This is a genomic window from Paenibacillus sp. RU5M (assembly GCF_900221055.1).
Lineage (GTDB): Bacteria > Bacillota > Bacilli > Paenibacillales > Paenibacillaceae > Paenibacillus > Paenibacillus marchantiae.
This window is the reverse complement of the sequence record NZ_OBQM01000002.1, coordinates 147,973-167,883: the sequence shown is the minus strand read 5'-3', so window position 1 is coordinate 167,883 and position 19,911 is coordinate 147,973. Positions and strand designations below refer to the sequence as shown.

Annotated in this window: 15 protein-coding genes; 13 read left to right on the top strand and 2 right to left on the bottom strand. The window is 46.9% G+C overall.

Annotated features, from left to right (window positions below; genetic code table 11):
- The first annotated feature begins 75 nt into the window (after nucleotides 1-75).
- From CRO25_RS06525 to CRO25_RS06515, 3 genes are all read left to right on the top strand, one after another.
- Entirely contained in the window at nucleotides 76-3,318 is a 3,243-nt protein-coding gene (locus tag CRO25_RS06525; RefSeq protein WP_079694388.1) for a bifunctional cytochrome P450/NADPH--P450 reductase, read from the top strand.
- A gap of 230 nt (nucleotides 3,319-3,548) precedes the next feature.
- A complete protein-coding gene (locus CRO25_RS06520) occupies nucleotides 3,549-3,863 on the top strand; it encodes a hypothetical protein (RefSeq protein ID WP_063563548.1) in 315 nt (104 codons plus the stop codon).
- 227 nt (nucleotides 3,864-4,090) lie between these two features.
- A complete protein-coding gene (locus CRO25_RS06515; RefSeq protein ID WP_079694387.1) occupies nucleotides 4,091-5,308 on the top strand; it encodes a sugar MFS transporter in 1,218 nt (405 codons plus the stop codon).
- A 108-nt stretch (nucleotides 5,309-5,416) separates the two neighbouring features.
- On the opposite strand, the gene CRO25_RS06510 is transcribed toward CRO25_RS06515, so the two are convergent.
- Nucleotides 5,417-6,919: a carboxypeptidase M32 gene (locus CRO25_RS06510; RefSeq protein ID WP_179132102.1), complete on the bottom strand. Its 1,503-nt coding sequence runs from the start codon at nucleotides 6,917-6,919 to the stop codon at nucleotides 5,417-5,419.
- Nucleotides 6,920-7,174: 255 nt separating this feature from the next.
- Here CRO25_RS06510 and CRO25_RS06505 point away from each other — a divergent pair, with 255 nt between their 5' ends.
- The 8 genes from CRO25_RS06505 to CRO25_RS06470 all read left to right on the top strand — a co-directional run bounded on the left by CRO25_RS06505 (nucleotide 7,175) and on the right by CRO25_RS06470 (nucleotide 16,516).
- On the top strand, nucleotides 7,175-8,782 hold the full coding sequence (locus CRO25_RS06505; RefSeq protein WP_063563551.1) for an ABC transporter substrate-binding protein: 1,608 nt from the start codon (nucleotides 7,175-7,177) through the stop codon (nucleotides 8,780-8,782).
- Nucleotides 8,783-8,873: 91 nt separating this feature from the next.
- Nucleotides 8,874-9,824 carry an ABC transporter permease gene (locus CRO25_RS06500; protein ID WP_079694385.1) on the top strand — a complete coding sequence of 317 codons (951 nt, stop codon included), beginning with the start codon at nucleotides 8,874-8,876 and terminating at the stop codon, nucleotides 9,822-9,824.
- A gap of 16 nt (nucleotides 9,825-9,840) precedes the next feature.
- Nucleotides 9,841-10,764: an ABC transporter permease gene (locus CRO25_RS06495; protein WP_372828753.1), complete on the top strand. Its 924-nt coding sequence runs from the start codon at nucleotides 9,841-9,843 to the stop codon at nucleotides 10,762-10,764.
- Nucleotides 10,742-11,758, top strand: coding sequence for an ABC transporter ATP-binding protein (locus tag CRO25_RS06490; protein WP_072732671.1), 1,017 nt, complete (start codon nucleotides 10,742-10,744; stop codon nucleotides 11,756-11,758). Before CRO25_RS06495 ends, CRO25_RS06490 begins: the two co-directional genes overlap by 23 nt.
- Complete coding sequence (locus CRO25_RS06485) at nucleotides 11,736-12,725, top strand: ABC transporter ATP-binding protein (protein WP_063563553.1); 990 nt, start codon at nucleotides 11,736-11,738, stop codon at nucleotides 12,723-12,725. The genes CRO25_RS06490 and CRO25_RS06485 overlap by 23 nt, the downstream gene beginning before the upstream one ends.
- 15 nt (nucleotides 12,726-12,740) lie before the next feature.
- The gene (locus CRO25_RS06480) at nucleotides 12,741-13,994 is read left to right on the top strand and encodes a M20 family metallopeptidase (protein WP_079694384.1); all 1,254 of its coding nucleotides are present in this window, start codon (nucleotides 12,741-12,743) and stop codon (nucleotides 13,992-13,994) included.
- Entirely contained in the window at nucleotides 13,987-15,693 is a 1,707-nt protein-coding gene (locus tag CRO25_RS06475; RefSeq protein ID WP_079694383.1) for a M28 family peptidase, read from the top strand. Before CRO25_RS06480 ends, CRO25_RS06475 begins: the two co-directional genes overlap by 8 nt.
- Before the next feature lie 58 nt (nucleotides 15,694-15,751).
- Nucleotides 15,752-16,516, top strand: coding sequence for an SDR family NAD(P)-dependent oxidoreductase (locus CRO25_RS06470; protein WP_079694382.1), 765 nt, complete (start codon nucleotides 15,752-15,754; stop codon nucleotides 16,514-16,516).
- A 49-nt stretch (nucleotides 16,517-16,565) separates the two neighbouring features.
- Here CRO25_RS06470 and CRO25_RS06465 read toward each other — a convergent pair whose 3' ends face one another.
- A complete protein-coding gene (locus CRO25_RS06465; protein WP_179132101.1) occupies nucleotides 16,566-17,489 on the bottom strand; it encodes a LysR family transcriptional regulator in 924 nt (307 codons plus the stop codon).
- A 245-nt stretch (nucleotides 17,490-17,734) separates the two neighbouring features.
- Here CRO25_RS06465 and CRO25_RS06460 point away from each other — a divergent pair, with 245 nt between their 5' ends.
- Together CRO25_RS06460 and CRO25_RS06455 are read left to right on the top strand one after the other, a co-directional pair.
- Entirely contained in the window at nucleotides 17,735-18,322 is a 588-nt protein-coding gene (locus CRO25_RS06460) for a TetR/AcrR family transcriptional regulator (protein WP_063563558.1), read from the top strand.
- Nucleotides 18,323-18,385: 63 nt separating this feature from the next.
- Nucleotides 18,386-19,867, top strand: a complete 1,482-nt coding sequence (locus CRO25_RS06455) for a DHA2 family efflux MFS transporter permease subunit (RefSeq protein ID WP_064640890.1) — start codon at nucleotides 18,386-18,388, stop codon at nucleotides 19,865-19,867.
- Nucleotides 19,868-19,911: the final 44 nt, after the last annotated feature.

Here is a 19,911-nt window from a genome sequence, read left to right as displayed (position 1 = left end):
ATCCGTTAACGGTTTATAGTTGTATCAAATGATAGATATTACTATCATTTTAAACTCTGGGAGAGGGTGTTTAAAATGAGCATTGCAACTAACGTTCCACAGCCCAAAATGTACGGACCGCTCGGGAATCTGCCCTTGATTGATAAAGAGAAACCAACATTGTCCCTTGGACAGCTTGCTGAGGAATATGGACCGATATATCGACTGACCGTTCCTGGTTATTCCGGATTGATTGTATCTGGCCCAGATTTGGTGGCTGAGTTATGTGACGTGTCTCGTTTTGATAAATTTGTATACAATGAACTCGAAAATGTACGTGCCTTTGGAGGTGATGGTTTATTTACAAGCAGAACATCCGAGCCGAACTGGAAAAAGGCACATAATATTTTGCTTCCCACCTTTAGTAAACAGGCGATGAAGGGTTATCATCCGATGATGGTCGACATAGCCGAACAATTGATAAACAAATGGGCACGTTTGAATTCCAACGACACCATTGATGTAGCAGACGACATGACACGACTTACGTTGGATACTATTGGACTATGCGGTTTCAATTATCGATTTAACAGCTTTTACAGACAGGACCACAGTCCTTTTATCGAAAGTATGGTCCGTGCATTAAATGAAGCTATGCAGAAAAGCTCGCGTTTGAAAATCCAAAATCTGCTAATGGTGAAAACCAAACGACAGTTCGAGGAAGACATCCAAACGATGTTCTCATTAGTTGATCAGATTATTGAGGAACGTAAAGCAAGTGCTGCTCCTGAAGAGGTTGACTTGCTCGCTCGTATGCTGAATGGCAAAGATCCGGCAACCGGAGAAACGCTGGACGATGAGAACATTCGGTATCAGATTATTACGTTCCTCATTGCCGGACATGAAACGACGAGTGGTTTGTTATCATTTGCCCTTTATTTTTTGCTGAACAGTCCAGAAGCACTTCAAAAGGCCTATGATGAGGTAGACCGGGTATTGGTGAGTGACTCACCACAGTACGAAGAAATCCTTCAGCTTCCTTATATCCGCATGATTCTTAGCGAATCGCTACGTCTATGGCCAACCGCCCCGGGATTTGACGTCTATGCCAAAGAAGACACCGTCATAGGTGGCAAATATCCACTGAAAAAAGGGGAGAGCTGCAGTATTCTTCTGCCTCAGCTTCACCGTGACAAAGGCGCCTGGGGAGAGGATGCAGAGCTATTCCGACCGGAACGTTTTAAAGATACGACTCAAGTGCCTCACCATGCGTATAAACCGTTTGGCAATGGAGAGAGAGCGTGTATCGGTATGCAGTTTGCTCTATATGAAGCAACCCTTGTACTCGGGATGGTACTCAAACATTTTGAACTGGTAGACTATAGCAACTATCAGTTGGATGTGAAACAAACGTTAACGTTAAAACCAGGCGATTTTCGAATACAGGTGAGAGCACGGGCCGTTTCACCGAAATTGAGTACATCTGTTGCTCACTCGGATGAAAAGCCGAATCAGGATCAGGGTATGCATACAAATGTAGCTGGTCATAGTGCTATGAAGGAATCGATGACGACTTCCGTAAATGCCAATCCAACCATACTGGTTCTATACGGCTCCAACCTGGGGACGGCAGAAGGCATTGCCAGAGCTTTTGCAGAGAAAGCCCGTTCCTATGGAATTCCAAGCGAAGCCGCAACATTGAATGAATGGATTGGCCGTCTGCCCAAAGAAGGGATCGTTCTCATCGTGACAGCTTCGTACAATGGTAAACCTCCGCAAAATGCAGCGGCATTTATCGAGTGGTTAAAGGAAGCCGAGTCAGAGAAGGTGCAAGGTGTGACCTATGCAGTTCTGGGCTGCGGGGATCGGAGCTGGTCCAGTACCTACCAGAGCATTCCTCGATTGGTCGATGAGAAGCTTGCGAGCTTTGGAGGCAACAGGCTGTTACCTCGGGGAGAAGCCGATGCAGGCGGGGATATGGAGAAACAAGTGGAAGAGTGGCAGCGGATGTTGTGGCCCCAAATGTTAAAAGCGTTGGGGATTAGCGAGGAATCTATGGAGCACTCCTCACGAAGTACAATTCAAATGAAATTTGTTCGCGAGAAAGCCGATCTGCCACTTGCACAAACCTACAATGCCAGCTATGCCACTATAGTGGTAAATGAAGAGCTTCAGGCCATGGATAGTGGGCGGAGTACACGTCATATTGAGATGCTGCTGCCTAAAGGCATGACCTATAAAGAAGGCGATCATCTTGGCGTATTGCCCCTAAATGCAGATGAAATCGTGAATCGCATCTTGCATCGTTTCGGATTAAAAGGGGACGTTCAGATCCAATTAACTTCGAACGAGACACAGTTGACACATCTTCCTCTGAACCGTCCTGTCAAAGTGAATGAATTGCTCCGTTCCTGCGTTGAGCTGCAAGCACCTGTTACAAGAACGCAGCTGCGGGAGTTAGCTAACAATACGGTGTGCCCACCTCATAAGCGTGAGCTGGAGGCGATGCTCGAAGAGAACAACTACAGGGAACATATACTTGAAAACAGAACTACCATGCTGGAACTGCTGGAAAAGTATGAGGCCTGTGAACTGCCGTTCGAAAGATTTCTTGAACTGCTGTCTCCACTCAAACCCAGGTATTACTCTATATCCAGCTCTCCACACTTTAATGCCAAGCAGGCGAGCATCACAGTGTCCGTTGTGAAAGAGCCTGCTTGGAGCGGCAACGGTGAATTCCGTGGTGTGGCTTCATCCTATCTGGCAGACTGCCAGACGGGAGAGAGTATTTCGATGTTTGTACGTACGCCAGAACCCGGATTTGAGCTGTCAGAAGAGCCGGATGTTCCAATTATTATGGTGGGTCCAGGGACGGGTGTTGCACCGTTCAGAGGTTTCCTCCAGGCCAGATCTGTGCTAAAAGAGAGAGGATTGCCACTGAGTGAAGCACATTTGTTCTTTGGTTGCAGGAATGATTCGGATTTCATATATCGTCAAGAACTTGAACAATACGAACAGGCAGGCATCGTCAAGCTGCACACAGCTTTTTCACGTGTGGAGGATAAGCCCAAAACGTATGTGCAGCATCTGATGAATCAGGAGTGGGGGCAGTTGCTCCATTTGCTTGATGAAAAAGGGAGAATCTACGTATGTGGTGACGGAAGCCAAATGGCTCCCGCCGTCGAAGAGACTTTGAGGCAAGCATACCAGAAGGCGAAAGGTGCAACCCTTCAGGAGGCAAAAGATTGGCTCAATCAGCTCCAGGCGGAGGGCCGTTACGTTCAGGACGTGTGGGCAGGTAAAAGACCCGTTGAATCGGCTAAAGCTCCTGTATGTTGAGAGACGTTAAGATGGAGGCGGCGATAAGCCGCCTTTTTCTTATGTTGTTGGATGATGTGAGAAGAGAAAAGATCAGTATGTGTTCACATTAACTAAGTTATATACTTAAAAATCAAATAATAGTTCACACATTTTACATCAAATATTTTCACTATATGACAAATATTACATTTTAATAGAAGCCTGTCTTATATGATAGAACTGTACTCCAAAACGAAAGGAAGATGAAGATGAAAAAGAAACTTATGGTCGGTCTTTTAACTGTCGTTGCATGTTTCACTCTAGGCTCTACATCTTTTGCAGCTAGTGTACCTTCAACTTCAACAAGTAGTTTACCAGAAAGTACACAAGTAGTTCCTTACGCACAAAAGTATATAACCTGGCAGACCATTCTACCCAAATCTCAATTCCCAACGCTTGGTGATATCCCGGTGACAGCAAGTTATAATGTTGATCCGTACAGGGGAATACTTACATTAAAATCAGTCGATGGTCAGACAGGCTATACGTGGACTGTTACCTATGAGGGCTATGTCACCTATTAATCAATTAATCATTGAATAATGCTACCTATCCGAAAAACAGCCGCTGATCTGGAGTTTCTCATCCAGATCGGCGGCTGTTTTAATTTGGCTGATACGATCTATTGACAAAGAAAAATTTTTGACGCAATATAATAAATGAACTTTATAAAGTATATAAATAAAGAAGTTTAATCAGCATTATTGTGTTTCATTTACTTTTAATTTATATGCAGGGAAGGGATCTATTTATGGCAACTTGGTTTCTTATCATTATCTACCTTGCGTTTATCAGTCTGGGGATTCCGGACTCCCTACTAGGTTCAGCCTGGCCCGTCATGTGGCCTGAACTTGGCGCTTCGTTTGGGTCAGCAGGAATTCTGTCAATGGTTGTTGCAGCGGGAACCATCGTTTCAAGCTTGGCCAGTGGCACGGTTATTCAAAAATGGGGAACAGGCAAGGTTACGTTAATTAGCTGTTGTCTGACTGCCGGAGCACTCCTTGGATTTTCCTTCGCACCTTCATTGGTATGGCTCGTCATTCTTGCCATTCCTCTGGGTCTTGGAGCTGGAGCCGTTGATGCTGCGCTGAATAATTATGTAGCAGAGCACTACAAGGCACACCATATGAACTGGCTGCACTGTTTCTGGGGTGTGGGCGCGACGACAGGGCCTATCATTATGTCGTATTACATTGCGGAACATCATTCCTGGAGAAGCGGGTATACAGCTGTAGCCGTCGTCCAGTGCTGTCTCGTCCTGATTTTGTTTGCCACGTTGCCGTTGTGGAAGCGTGTTGCTGCAAGTCGGGAGAGTGCAAGTATGAACAACGAATCAGATCTTGTGCAAGCGGACAACACGTTAGTACAGAGTGAGAACAGACCCGAACGGAATGTATTGAAGATTAAGGGAGTCAAAAACTCACTGATTGCATTTCTGTTTTATTGTGGCGTGGAGACGACGGTCGGTTTATGGGGAGCCAGCTATCTGGTAGGAGCAAGAAACATCTCGGCGGAAACGGCTGCAGGATGGATCTCCTTATACTACGGTGGTATTACGATAGGCAGATTGATAACAGGCTTTATCACGTTAAAAATAAAAAATCGAGTGTTAATTCTGGCGGGTCAAGTGACCGCCATTGTGGGTGGAATCATTTTATTGCTTCCATTATCGATTTCGTTTGCACTGGCTGGATTTATGCTAATTGGATTGGGGCTTGCACCCATCTATCCCGGACTTCTGCATGAAACTCCAACTCGATTCGGCAAAGCGAATTCTGCCCGATTGATGGGATACCAAATGGCACTGGCGTACACAGGAACGACTTTGCTTCCTCCGCTTTTTGGCGTTCTCGCTGCGAAAACCAATATCGGATTTTTCCCGATGGTTGTACTTGTTTTCCTTATCCTGATGCTGGTCAGCTCGGAGCAAGTGAATCGTATTTTGAAGAAAAGGATTTTAAATGGGTAGAGCTGGTAGGGGGCAACAATCCATACAACATTCCATTTAAAAAATGATACACAAAAAAAGCGAGGAACTACTCTCGCTTTTTTTGTTGTGTGCAGAATCACAGAATCATTACAGTTCATATAGCTGCTCGTATTTATCCGTTAAGTAACGAATCAATGGAGCGGTATCAATACTTTTTCCGCTGATGGACTTGATTAGCTCGTCCGCCGATCTTGATTTACCATATTGATGAATATGAGTTGTTAGCCATCCGGTAATTGTCTCAATATGATCTGATTCAATCAAATGATCATAATCGGGAAGTTCACGGCGGATGACTTTGTGTATTTGTGCTGCATAGACAAACCCGAGTGTATAGGAAGGGAATAATCCAAATCCTGCGCTCCAGTGTCCATCCTGTAATATGCCTTCCAGATGAGTCGGGGGACGAATCCCCAGATATTCCTCATATTTATCATTCCATGCTTCAGGCAATCCTTCGTAATCCACTTCTCCAGCAATAATGGCTTGCTCCAACTCATACCGAATAATGAGATGCAGGTTGTAGGTAAGTTCATCGGCCTCAAAACGGTTAAACGTTGGTTTTACTGCATTTAAAGCAAAATAAAAGTCATCCAAACTCACATGGCCAAACGTTTCAGGTTTGATTTTTTGCAAAATAAAATAGTTGTTTTCCCAGAAGCCTTTATGTCTGCCAATGAATTTCTCGAAAAAGATCGATTGGGATTCATGAATGCCGTACGAAGTGAAGATCCCAAGTCCAGTATGTATCAGGTTGGGGTCAATATTCTGTGTATAGAGCGAGTGGCCTCCTTCATGTAAAGCACTCCACAAGGAAACGCGAACGTCATTTTCAACAAATTTGGCTGCGAGACGTGCATCGTACGGATTGATGGCAGAACTGAATGGGTGCACGGTTGCACCGAATTGCCCGGCATCAAAGTCGTAGCGAATGGCTTGTAACAGCTCGATCCCAAGCTGCCGCTGCTGTTCAAGTGGGAAGGGATGGTTGAATATGGATGTGTCCGGTTGTTTAGCGGAAGAGGTGATACGACGGATCAGTGGTATTAGAGCGGATTTCAGCTCACTGAAAATGCGATCCAACGTTACCTTATCCAGGTCAGGATCAAACTGCTGCACGAGTGGGTCATATGCATGCTGCTCGTATCCCCAGTATCCGGCAAACTTCAAGCTTGCATTGAAGATCTGATTCAAATGCGGAGCGAAAATGGAAAAATCATTGGCAGCCCTGGCTTCCAGCCAAGCGGCGTTTGCAAAACCTTGCTGCTGTACAAATGCCTGATATTCCTCTATCGGAATGGCACTCCAGCGTTTATACGTTTTCCAATGCTCTGCAATAATTCGCTTGGATAGCTCATCAAGGTCCTCTTGTTGTGCTGCTTCCTCTAGTCGCAAACCGAAATCAGCATCGGTCTGTAACTTGAATAGTTCTCCAGCCAATGTTGCTTTGGCTCGTGCGGCGTAGGATGCGCCCTTTCGAGGTGCCCCTGTGCGAGCATCCCAGGCAAGCAGGGTTTGTACCTGTTTATAATGTTCAACCTTCTCGATATGTGCCGCAAGTGCAGCATCCAAGCGTTGTATCGTTGTCATGTTCGTGACTCCTTCCAGATAAAGGATGAAATTTAAGTTGTATATTACCATCGGAATAGTTGGAAGTACAGAGAATCACGCTTTTTCGTAGATTACAAAAAATGAATCAACACATTACGATTGCTTATTTTACAAAAGACCTCTGTTCCCTTAGCCTGAAAATACCAATTTTCACTAATCCGACATGAACACTTGTATATCATTTAGGACAGTGAAATTGGATTTAACATTATGCATGAGAGCGAGAGGGGTTACATGATGAGAAAACATACCAAGCCTGCTTTAATGATGATTCTGGCATTCCTGCTTCTGGCAGGTTGCGCTTCAGGTGGAGAAGGCCAGCAGAATACACAGGCCTCTTCAACAACCGGTGAAACTCCAGCACAGCAGACATCGGAAGAAGGCAAGACAGGCGGGGCACTGAACATTGGCTATCCAACACAACCGGTCACACTGGATGCACATGTGTCTTCCAATACAGCGGTTAAGGATATTTCACGCGAGATCTACGAGCAGCTGGTAACGTTGGATAAAGATGCACAGGTTATTCCGCTGCTGGCTGAATCCTATGAGATCAGCGACGACAAGTTATCCTATACATTCCATCTGCGCCAAGGTGTGAAGTTTCATAATGGCAAGGAACTGCAAGCGGAGGACGTTGTCGCTTCCCTGAATCGCTGGATCAAACTGTCGAGTCATGGTAAAGCGAACTTTGTGGGTGCCAAGGCCAAAGAAACGGACCCGTATACTGTCGTACTTCAATTGAAAACACCTTTTCTGCTAACACTGCAACTTCTTGCTGATCCGATTCCAGCTGCGGCGATTTATCCGAAAGAAGTGGTTGATAAAGCAGATGATAAAGGTATCAAATCATTCATCGGTACAGGTCCGTTTCAATTGGAGGAGTGGAAGCAGGATCAGTATATTCATTTGAAAAAGTATGATGATTACTCCGCCCGGACCGAGCCGAGTGATGGAGCAGGCGGCAAAAAGGAAGCGTTGGTCGATGACCTGTACTTCCGATTCGTAACAGACGAGTCAACCCGCCTTGCCGGGATTACTTCCGGGGAATATGACATTGCACTGAATATCTCTGTGGATAATGAACAGCAGATCGCGGACAATCCCGAGTTGCAAACCTTTCTCAGTCCGGGAGGCATGATTGGATATTTCTATAACAGTAATGACGGCTTGTTCAAGAACGTCAAACTTCGGCAGGCTGTCAATGCCGTTCAGAATGTGGATGACATACTTACATCGGCATTCCGTGATCCACAATTTTATGTGAAGACATCCTCTCTGGTTCTACCCGAATATCCGAATTGGTATTCAGAAGCAGGTAAGGAATCGTACAGCCAGGCTAACGCGGATAAAGCAAAGCAATTGCTTCAAGAAGCAGGCTATAACGGCGAAGAAATCAAAATTTTCACGACGAGAGATTATGTGGATCAATATAACGTAGCCGTTGTTTTGCAGCAGGAGCTGGAGTCGATTGGCGTCAAGGTTAAGCTGGATGTCTATGATTGGCCTACATTGCAAGAAAAACTCGGGACAGGCACAGGGTGGGATATCTACCCGATGAGTTATGCATTCCGGCCTACGTTCTACCAGTATGCGTTTTGGGGAGGCGGTGCAGGGCTGCTAAAAAGCGAGAAACTGAGCGAGCTACTTCAAGGAATCCGGACGTCCGATTCAGTAGAGGCCGCAAGGCCACTCATTGACGAATTGCAGCAATTTGTATGGACCGAAGTTCCATTCTCTCAGATCGGGCATACCAAACAGGTTACAGCGCTATCGAAAAATATCAGTGGTTTCCAGAACATTTTGGGCCCGATCTTCTGGAATACAACCAATAACAAGTAGTTATAAGGAAGGCAACGGATGAAAAGGCGTAGAATCGCTTCCACAGGAATACGCCTTTCCGTTTGCCATTGGAAAGTGAGGTGGCCCTCATATGGGTGGATATATTGTTCGTCGGTTATTGTCCTTGATACCTGTCCTTTTTGTGGTGGCAATCGTTGTGTTCTCTATCATTCATGTCACACCTGGTGATCCCGCTGCGATTCTACTGGGTGAAGAGGCGAGCAAAGCCGATATCGATGAGCTAAGAAGCAAGCTGGGGTTGGACAGACCAATCTATGAGCAATTCGGCATTTGGTTGCTGGGGCTGTTATCCGGCAATTTGGGGGAGTCCATCTTTCTGGACAAGCCTGTGACAGAGGCTTTTTTTGAACGACTGGCGCCTACATTGTCCCTTGCGATCATTGCCCAGGTGATTGGTGTGTTTCTTGCCTTGTTCCTCGGCATTACAGCGGTCAAGCGAAGAGGGACCATCGTGGACCAATCGGTGATGGGTTTCTCCATGCTGGGCATCTCCATTCCGAGTTTTCTGTTGGGTTCACTGCTGGTCATGTTCTTTAGCGTGAAGCTGCGCTGGCTTCCCGTTGCAGGGTATCAACCGTTAAGTGAGGGGCTATGGCAGCATATCAAATACCTGTTGCTCCCTGGCATCGTGCTCGGCATCATTCAGGCAGCGCTCATTACCCGAATGACAAGATCCTCCATCCTGGATGTGATGTCCGGCAATTTTATCAAAACCGCCAAAGCCAAGGGTGTCAGAGAAAAAACGATCGTATATACACATGCGTTACGCGTTGCATTCATCCCTATTCTCACAGTTATTGGTGAGTCGTTCGGTGGGCTCGTTACTGGTGCTGCGGTTATAGAAACGCTATTCAATATTCCGGGAGTGGGGCAGCTCATCGTCAATTCGATTAGTCGAAGAGATTACTCGGTTATTCAAGGCTCTGTGCTGCTAGTCACGGTAGCTTATGTGTTTGTAAATCTAATCGTTGATTTGTTGTATGGTTTGGTCGATCCACGAGTTCGATTAAGCAAGAAATGAAGGGGGTGGAGACAACTTGATAACCAATCCGGATACCACCATCGCTACGTCAGGACTTCACAAAAGGAAGAACAGGCGCATCGTATTCAGACGCTTTATGCATAATCAGTTGTTAACCACAGGGGCGGGAATTCTGCTTGTAGTTGTGCTTCTGGTAATCATGGGGCCGATGCTTACACCATACGGGCCGTTACAGATTGATCCGGTAAATCGACTCAAAGGCCCCAACGGGCAGCACATATTTGGCACAGATAACTTTGGACGTGATGTATTCACTCGCGCCGTTTACGGTTTGCGTATTTCAGTTGCGGTTGGTTTCGCTGTTACGGTTGTGTCTTCTTTGATCGGTATGATTGTTGGGCTTTTATCTGCAAGTTATTCGGTGCTGGATCACATCTTTATGCGCATCTGTGATGGTTTGTTTGCTTTTCCGTCCATTTTGCTTGCCATCTCCATCATGGCGGCTCTTGGCCCGAATCCGGGCAATGTCATTATCGCCCTAAGTATTATCTTCATTCCATCGATGGCCCGGATTATTCGTTCCAAGGCGCTGGTCATTCGGGAGTTAACTTATATTGAAGCATTACATGCGCAGGGAGCAAGCAGCTGGCGCATCATCTGGATTCATATGGCGCCCAATACGCTGTCTCCGCTCATTATCCAATCCAGCTTTATTTTTGCCGTATCGATCCTGACGGAAGCTTCTCTAAGTTTTCTTGGAGCAGGTATTCCTTCCCCGTCCCCAAGTCTCGGGAATATGCTTTTTGACGGGAAAACGGTGATTTACAACGCTTGGTGGATGACTGTTTTCCCGGGTATTTTCCTGGTGCTCGTTGTACTGGGTCTGAACCTGTTCGGCGATGGCCTTAGAGATCTGCTCGACCCACATGCGAATAAGGTGAAAAGGGGGAGACGTCGTGGGAAAACAACCCCTGCTTGAGGTGAAGGACCTGAAAGTGTCCATTTCAACCGAAAAAGGAACCATTCACCCGGTGGAAGGTGTTTCCTTCCACGTCCTTGCCGGGGAGACGTTGGGCATCGTAGGTGAGTCCGGCTGCGGGAAAAGCGTAACCGCCGAATCCATTCTTAGACTGTTTGATGAAGATTACGTGGATTACTCGGGTGAAGTCCTCTACGAAGGTACCGATCTCTTAAGCTTGTCCAAAAGACAAATGGAACGCATACGTGGCAATGAACTCTCCATGATCTTTCAAGACCCCATGTCTTCCCTGAATCCGGTTCAGACGATTGGCAAACAAATTGCCGAGAGCTTGAAGCTGCATCAAGGCATGAATGGCAGACAGGCGCGTCTTGCTGCCGTGGATCTGCTGCGTATGACAGGTATTCCCTCACCGGAGAAGAGGGTGGATGAACATCCGCATGAAATCTCCGGAGGGATGCGACAGAGGGTCATGATTGCCATGGCGCTTGCCTGTAATCCGAAACTGCTTATTGCAGATGAACCGACGACGGCACTGGATGTGACGATTCAGGCGCAAATCCTAGAGCTGATTGAAAGTCTGCAAGCGAAGACGGGACTTGGTGTCATCCTGATTACACATGATCTGGGTGTAGTCGCGGAGACGTGTACAAGAGTGGCTGTCATGTATCTTGGACAGGTCGTGGAGGAGGCGAGCGTGGACGATTTATTTTTCAATCCCCAGCATCCGTATACGTCAGGTTTAATGAAATCCATTCCCCGTATTGATGGCGAACAGCACAGCAAGCTTCACGTCATTGAGGGAACGGTACCCGCGCTGCATCAGGTTCCAACAGGCTGCCGATTCGCTCCAAGATGCGCTTATGCGGATGAACAATGCTTACGGGCAGCGCCTTCCTTAAAACAGGTGGACGAGAACCATTCGGTACGCTGCTGGTATCCCGGAATAGCAACGATTCAGGAGGAGACACATGAACTCGAAATCATTGGTTGAGTCGAAGCCGCTGCTGCAGGTTAGCAATCTGAATAAACATTTCCCTGTGCGATCTTCTTTTGGCAGAACCAAGGGGCAAGTCAAGGCCGTCAACGGGGTATCCTTTGACATCCACACAGGACAAACCTTTGGCCTGGTGGGCGAATCCGGCTGCGGTAAAAGCACACTCGGTCGGTCGATTCTCAGACTTGTTGAGCCAACATCAGGGGAAGCATTTTATGAGGGCACGGATATTCTGGGGTTAAGCAAAAAAGAACTGCGAAGCTATAGGCAGCATATGCAGATGGTATTTCAGGATCCATACACCTCGCTGGACCCTCGTAAACGCATTGGCTACTCCATTGAAGAGCCGCTATTAATCCACAAGAAGGGCAACAAACGGGACAGAATGGAAACAGCCATGTCGTTGCTGCGCAAAGTTGGATTCAGTGAAGAACATTACGAGCGGTTCCCCCATGAATTCTCAGGTGGTCAGCGTCAAAGGCTGGGCATCGCCAAAGCGTTGGCCCTTGGACCGAAGCTCATTATATGTGATGAACCCGTATCAGCGCTGGACGTATCGATTCAATCCCAAGTCATTAATTTGCTGGAAGAGGTCCAAGAAGAGCTCGGCATTTCTTATTTATTCATTGCACATGACCTTAGCGTTGTACGCCATATTGCCGACCGTATTGGTGTGATGTATTTGGGCGAGATGGTGGAGCAGGGGCCCGCGGAAGCCTTGTTCGCCGATCCTCTGCATCCTTATACCAAATCATTATTGTCTGCGGTACCGATCCCGAATCCCCGTGCCAAAAGGGAAAGAGTTGTATTAAGCGGTGAGATTCCATCGCCACTTCATCCACCTGCGGGCTGTGTTTTTCATACCCGATGCCCATACGTTATGGAGACATGCCGACAGGTCGTTCCACAGAAAAGATTCGTCGCTCCAGACCGTGAAGTGCAGTGTCATTTATACGATGAATAGAGGAGGAATGAAACAATGAGTTTTCGTAGTTCAGCCGAAAAGTGGAAGGACGAGGCTATACGGCTTCGCCGCCATATTCACCAGAATCCTGAGCTTGGTCACCAGGAGTTTGAAACAGCCAAGCTGGTTGCTCAATTTTTGGAGGATGCTGGTCTCGAAGTAGAGACGGGTGTAGGCGGCACAGGGGTTGTTGGGCTTTTGAAAGGTGGACGCGAGGGAAGAACCATTGGAATTCGTGCCGATATGGATGCACTGCCTATCGTAGAGCAGACAGGATTGCCGTTTGCCAGCGTTCGCGAAGGGGTGATGCATGCTTGTGGGCACGATGTGCATACTGCCATTCTTCTTGGAACAGCAGCGGCATTAAGTGAGCACAGGGATGAGCTTCAGGGAACAGTGAAGTTTATATTCCAGCCTGCAGAGGAAGTTCAGGGAGGCGCAACGGATCTGATTGCTGCAGGTGTTTTGCATAATCCGGAAGTGAATGCGATCATTGCGCTCCACGTGTGGCCGGATTTGCCTGCTGGCAAGATTGGTTTGAGAAAAGGGGCCATGCTGGCAGCGGCAGATGCTTTTGATATTCGAGTGACGGGAAAAGGTGGACATGCTGCCTATCCACATCGAACCATCGATCCGGTCATCATTGCTGCCCAGATTATAACTGCGTTGCAAACGGTAGTATCCCGAAACCTGTCTCCACTTGATTCTTCCGTCATCTCGATTACGAAACTGCAAAGCAATAGCAATGCGTATAACGTTATCGCTGGGGAGGTTCAACTCAGAGGTACCATTCGTACGCACAATCCTGAGACGCGTGAAGCTGTGCCCGTATATATGAAGCGCCTCATTGAGGCCATTGCCGAAGGGTTCGGTGGTAAAGCGGAATTTGATTACTACCGCGGCGGTTCTCCTGTAATAAACGATGATTATATCGTCGATGTGATTGAACAGGCAGCGGAAGATACTATTGGCCGGGAGGCCGTGGTGTATCTGAAGGAGCCATCCATGGGCGCCGAAGATTTTGGTGCGTATCTCGAATTTGTGCCGGGTGCCATATTCCGACTCGGCACAATAACAGAAGAAGATGCCCGTTCAGAGCTTCCCCTTCACAGTGATTCCATTATTTTTGATGAGCAAGCGATTGTTACAGGAATATCGGTTCTTGGAGAAACAGCCATCCGTTATTTGAACCAGAGCAGTGATGATGAATCAAGGGTTGCCCTGGGTGTTGCAGCAGGCAATGAGGAGAGAGGGAATCGACATGACTGAGTTGAAGCAACAGTCGGAGGTGCACTCCATACTGCATGAGATCGACCGTGATCTCCTGCTTGAATATAACAGACAGATTGCGAAGGAGATTCGTTTGTCGGGTTCCGAAGAGGAACTACGGGCTTTCCATTATATTAAGGAACAGCTTGAGGATTTTGGGTTGACCACCGAGCTTACGTTTAACAAAGCCTACATCAGTATCCCTGTCAGAGCAGAACTTAAGGTCGGCGGCATTTCTTTTGCAGCTATTACGCACTCCATGTCAGCCAAGACGGAACAGTTGAGCACACTTCTGAGATTCATTGAGCTAATGGATATAGACCAGACCGACTGGGCCAATCAAGTGACAGGTCATGCGGTGGTCGTTCATGGGCTTGCGAATGGGCCCACGATTTATCGTTTGCAGCAGTTGGGTGCAGTAGCGGTCATATTTATCAATAGCGGTCCGTACACGCATGAAATGATCGTTTCCTCCGTGTGGGGAAATCCGACACCAGAGGATGATGGCTATCCGTCTATTCCGGTTCTGTCGGTCAACCATTCAGATGGAGAGCAGATCAAGTCTTTAATCGCCGTGGAAGAAAGAGAGAATGTAGAGATTACGTTGACCGCGGAAGTGCGCACAGACTGGGTGAACATTCCGACCTTGATTGCTGAGATAAAGGGGACGGAAGAACCAGAATCCTTTGTGTTGTTTAGCGGACATGTGGATTCATGGCATTATGGGGCGATGGATAACGGCTCCGCCAATGCCGTCATGGTGGAGACGGCACGGGTATTATCATTGCATCGTAACACGCTGCGGCGCTCCGTTCGGTTCGCATTTTGGTCAGGCCATTCCCACGGCAGATATGCCGGCTCTGCATTATACAGCGATCTTCATTGGGAAGATTTGCACGAAAACGGGGTGTTGCATATCAATATTGATTCCGTGGGCGCCAAGGGAGCGAGTCACCTCGGTGCAGCCAATACAATGTCAGAGACACGGACACTATGTGCTGATGCCATACGCACCGTAACGGATGAACCTTTTCGCGGTTCTCCGTTTGGAAGGTCGGGAGATCAGTCTTTCTGGGGTGCTGGACTTCCGTCTGCTTTTATGGGGCTGTCCTATCAGCCTGAGGGCTGGTTTGGCTGGTGGTGGCATACGACAGAGGATACGCTGGATAAAATTGATGGAGATTATCTGGCCCGTGATTGCAAAGTGTACGTAGCTGCCGTCTATAATGCTGCCTCTGCTCCCATTATTCCAATTGATCAGAGACACGCGATCCGAACCCTTTCCGAACGAATGGGCTATTATAGAGAGCTTATCGGAGACAAGCTTGATCTTTCGCGCTTAACAAGCAGGGTCCAGCAGCTACAGAATGCCACAGACCATTTCTATGACCGGATAGGTTCCTCGTCCCTGGCGGATGCTTCTGTTACAGAAGCGAACCGAACGATATTGTCACTTAGCAGATGGCTGGTTCCCATCAATTATGTTCGAGGCAGCCGGTATGATCATGATGCGGCAGGCAGTCATACACTTGTGCCTGCGCTGTCAGACATCGAACTTCTGGCGGTAGCCGAAGTAGGCAGTGAAGCCTTTTTCAGACTCCAAACATCACTTATACGTCAGGTGAATCGAATTGGCTATGAGATAAAGCAGGCAGAGCGACTTGTCGTGGAGGCCGGAAAGAATCTCGTTTGGAATTAACCCAAGGTGAAGCAGCCTGTTTACAGCAAGAACATCATGGTATAGAGGAGCGACAGTCATGCCGGAACGAACATTTGCAGGGAAAAAGGTAGTTATTACCGGAGCGGCAGGTGTATTTGGCCAATGGATTGCACAAGCATACGCCGCCGAAGGCGCGAGCCTTTATCTGTCCGATATCCGGGAGGATGCACTAAGGAATACAGTAGATGAGCTGAAGCAGGAGGGAGTGGATGTTCATTGGCATGTAACGAATCTTGTGGATGAAAAGTCCATTAATGAATTGGTTCAAGTGGTCGAACAGCAATGGAAAGCGCCGGATATCGTCATCAATAATGCGGGAATATATCCATACCGCACACTCATGAACATGACGCTTCAACATTGGAATGAGACGATGGATCTAAATCTGGCAGCACCATTTCTGCTTACTCAGCATTTTGCCAAACAGATGATTGCGAGCGAGGTCGAAGGTTCCTTCATTAATATAAGTTCTGGGGCAGCTTCCACCGCAGGTGTCGGCATGGGGAATTATTCGGTTTCGAAAGTAGGAATCGAGATGCTGACCAAAACCTTTGCCCTGGAGTTGTCCCCCTATCGCATTCGGGTAAATGCAGTTGTGCCGGGTTATGCACCCGGCAGTGAGGTTAGTGTGATGACGAAGGAGCATACGGAACATATGATTAAAATTACACCGCTAGGCCGAACATCAGGTCCAGATGACGCTCCCCAAGCGATATTGTATCTGACTTCTGACCAGGCTTCATTTATTACAGGCAGCATACTAACGGTAGATGGTGGACGCACGGCAGGCAGACTCAAGTAGTAGTTTGCGCCCTGAAAAAGAAAATAGAATGGCAGCTGGTGAGTCAATTCTATGGCATAGCCAGCTGGGAAGGGAGTTCAAATTCAGGAACATATAAATTGCTCTGAAGCAGCGCAGCTCGAATGTCGAGCATCAGCTTTTCGCTCGCGGAACCAAGCGGTATATTTCGCTTACGCAAAATGCCTGCAATGGGCCCAACCTTGAGATCGGCAATTTTTTGGATAACAGTACCGGGAATGGCTGGGCAGATTGTTGCAATCGGAGCAATAGTTATGCCTAATTTGGCTTGTACATAATATTTGTGAGACCGGATATTACTTATTTCGATTCCCTGATAATCGCTGTCGATTTTCTCGGCCAATAGCTGCTCAATACGGATGCGAATCGGGCAATTGGGGGGTGTGAACAGAAATTGTTGTCCTTTCAGATCTGCCAAATGGATTTCATCACCCTGAGCAAATGGATGTGAATCATACAACAGCAATGCCATCGGTTCAAAAAGCAGCGGTTGAAACTCGGTTTCCATACTCGTCTCAGGAGAAGGGCAGACGGCAAAGTCAAGCTGCTCATCAATTAGCAGTTCATTAAGAAGCTTGCTGTCCCCGATGCGCACGCTGAGCTTAATCTTCGGATTCTGTTTTACAAAAGAAGACAGAATAGCAGGAAGCCGATGGCTGGCTGTTGGCTCGGATACTCCAATTCGTACAAACCCCGCTTGTCCCTGTTGAATGTCGGTGATCGTATTTGTCAAATACTCGTATTCCTTCAGAAGCTGATCGGCTCTGGCGTAAAATATTTTCCCCGCTTCCGTCAATTTAATCTTTTTGCCTCTATCCAGTAATTTCATACCCAGATCAGCCTCAAGTTTCTGCATATGCAGTGTAATGGCGGGTTGTGAATACTGCAAAGCTTCTGCTGCCTGTTGAAAGCTCCCGAGCTTTACAATCGTTTGAAAGGTCTTGATCATTCGCATTTCCATGGCAACACCTTTCTATTCATTATTGTAATGATCAGTATATCATGGTTAATGCATACTATTTCAATAGGATATTATGTTTTTAAAATGTTATCAAGGATAATTCGCTCCTGTTCTTTCCGTGCACTGAATTGATAGCGCTATCACGAATATTGGCCGAAATATAAGGGTTGACAGTGTTTTTTGAAACGGTTTTAATTATATAGACCGATTGTTATAATTCATTTAAGGATGTGGCTTTATTGAGTGAAAAGTCTAATGCTAGAGAACTAATCGTCAGCACAGCAGCCAGACTGTTTTTTTCACAAGGATATCATGCGACCGGTCTAAATCAGATTATTAAGGAGAGCAGTACGCCAAAAGGCTCGTTATATCATTATTTCCCACATGGCAAAGAAGAGCTCGCTCATGAGTGCATTCAAAAAGCCAATGAAAACATTCTGCAGAAGTTTGAAGAAGTGTTTGCTGCTCATGATAATACGGGGGATGCCATTCAGCAATTTATTCATGACTTAGCCATTGAAACGGAGGCGGCAGGTTTTACGGGTTTTCTTCCATTTAGTTTCTGGGCAGCCGTGGAGACCTCGTGCATCAGTCAACAATTGCGAATTGCCTGTCAGGACGTGTTTGCAGGATGGCAGCAAATCATTACGAAACATCTGATTTTGGATGGCATAGGTGAAAAGAAAGCACAAGAGATGGGACTACTCGTCATTTCCTTAATGGAGGGCGCATTAATTATCAGCCTGACCAACCAGGACAAACAGCCTTTGCTGACGGCTGCTGATTATTTGTCCGTTGTGGCGAAGAATGCAAAAGAGAAGCAATAAGCTTCGTAAAGAGAAATAGAAATCGTCAGATTGTTTGAGGAGGATGGGATCGTGGAGGCTTCCATGAAGGCTGGTTCTGTACAGGATCAACAAGAAACAAAACAATATAAAGTATTTCCGATTTTATTCGCCATGTTACTTAGCGGCTTTATTGGTCTGTTCGGTGAAACGGCACTAAATGTGGCATTGACACCGCTTATGGGCTTGCTCGAAGTTGGACCTACTACCATTCAGTGGTTAACTACAGGTTATTTGCTCGTTTTGGGTATTTTGGTGCCGGTTTCCGGTATGCTGTTACAATGGTTTTCGACGAGACAGTTGTTCACGACTTCTCTGATTTTTTCGATTGCAGGAACGATAGTTGCTGCTATTGCACCGAGCTTTGAAATTCTGTTGGTGGCGCGGGTATTGCAAGCTATAGGTACAGCTCTGTTACTGCCACTAATGTTCAACACTATATTGGTTATCTTCCCGATTGAAAAGCGTGGCGCTGCCATGGGATTGATCGGTTTGGTTATCATGTTTGCACCAGCAAGTGGACCGAGTATCTCGGGTCTGATTCTGGCCAATCTGAGCTGGCACTGGATTTTCTGGATCTCCTTGCCGTTCTTCATTATTTCATTGGTATGCGGCTTGCTGTTCTTACCGAATATCTCGAAGCTGACCAAGCCCAAAATTGATGTTCTTTCCATTGTGCTTTCCACACTTGGTTTTGGTGGTATCGTGTACGGATTCAGTAGTGCAGGAGGACATGGGGAAAGTGGCGGTGGCTGGACCAGTCCTATCGTTGTAGCCACACTGGTTATTGGAGTATTATCTTTGCTGCTGTTCAGCATCCGTCAATTGAGAATGAAACAGCCGATGATGGATCTGCGGGCATTTAAATATCCAATGTTTACAGTCGGCTTGATTCTGATCTTCCTTTGTATGATGATGATGTTGTCATCCATGCTGATCCTGCCGATGTACCTGCAACAAGGTATGGCGGTCACGGCTCTGACTGCCGGTCTGGTTCTGCTGCCGGGCAGCTTGCTGAATGGATTCTTGTCCCCGGTTATGGGGCGTCTGTTTGACAAATTCGGTCCGAAGTGGCTTGTGATTATCGGTCTTGCGATCGTAACTGTTGTACTCTTCTTGTACACTGGAATCACTCCGACAACGACTCTGGGCAAGATTATTACGCTGCATATCTTCATGATGATCGGGATTTCAATGATTATGATGCCTGCACAAACCAACGGCTTGAATCAATTGCCACCTGATTTCTATCCTCACGGAACGGCGATCATGAATACATTGCAGCAGGTATCCGGAGCTATTGGTACAGCTGTTGCGGTAAGTATACTGAGCGCAGGTCAGACCCGCTTCTTGAGCGGTGTGACGGATCCTGAGAGCCCAGAGAATCAGTTGGCAGGTTTCACATCCGGTGTACAAAATGCATTTATTTTCGCACTGGTTCTTGCTGTGATTGGACTGATCACTTCACTCTTCGTAAAACGAGTTAAGGTCGGTGCTCAGCAGGGCCAACAAGGTCCTATGCATTAATTAAAAGTCACATAAGAAATGAAACGATGCTCTCTCTTCAATAG

Bases quoted from the DNA above. Each gene is read 5' to 3' on its own strand.
- CRO25_RS06510 (WP_179132102.1), bottom strand. From the start codon at position 6,919: ATGACAACGATACAACGCTTGGATGCTGCACTTGCGGCACATATCGAG.
- CRO25_RS06480 (WP_079694384.1), top strand. From the start codon at position 12,741: ATGAGTTTTCGTAGTTCAGCCGAAAAGTGGAAGGACGAGGCTATACGG.
- CRO25_RS06470 (WP_079694382.1), top strand. From the start codon at position 15,752: ATGCCGGAACGAACATTTGCAGGGAAAAAGGTAGTTATTACCGGAGCG.
- CRO25_RS06500 (WP_079694385.1), top strand. From the start codon at position 8,874: ATGGGTGGATATATTGTTCGTCGGTTATTGTCCTTGATACCTGTCCTT.
- CRO25_RS06455 (WP_064640890.1), top strand. From the start codon at position 18,386: ATGAAGGCTGGTTCTGTACAGGATCAACAAGAAACAAAACAATATAAA.
- CRO25_RS06505 (WP_063563551.1), top strand. From the start codon at position 7,175: ATGATGAGAAAACATACCAAGCCTGCTTTAATGATGATTCTGGCATTC.
- CRO25_RS06515 (WP_079694387.1), top strand. From the start codon at position 4,091: ATGGCAACTTGGTTTCTTATCATTATCTACCTTGCGTTTATCAGTCTG.
- CRO25_RS06475 (WP_079694383.1), top strand. From the start codon at position 13,987: ATGACTGAGTTGAAGCAACAGTCGGAGGTGCACTCCATACTGCATGAG.
- CRO25_RS06465 (WP_179132101.1), bottom strand. From the start codon at position 17,489: ATGCGAATGATCAAGACCTTTCAAACGATTGTAAAGCTCGGGAGCTTT.
- CRO25_RS06525 (WP_079694388.1), top strand. From the start codon at position 76: ATGAGCATTGCAACTAACGTTCCACAGCCCAAAATGTACGGACCGCTC.
- CRO25_RS06520 (WP_063563548.1), top strand. From the start codon at position 3,549: ATGAAAAAGAAACTTATGGTCGGTCTTTTAACTGTCGTTGCATGTTTC.
- CRO25_RS06485 (WP_063563553.1), top strand. From the start codon at position 11,736: ATGAACTCGAAATCATTGGTTGAGTCGAAGCCGCTGCTGCAGGTTAGC.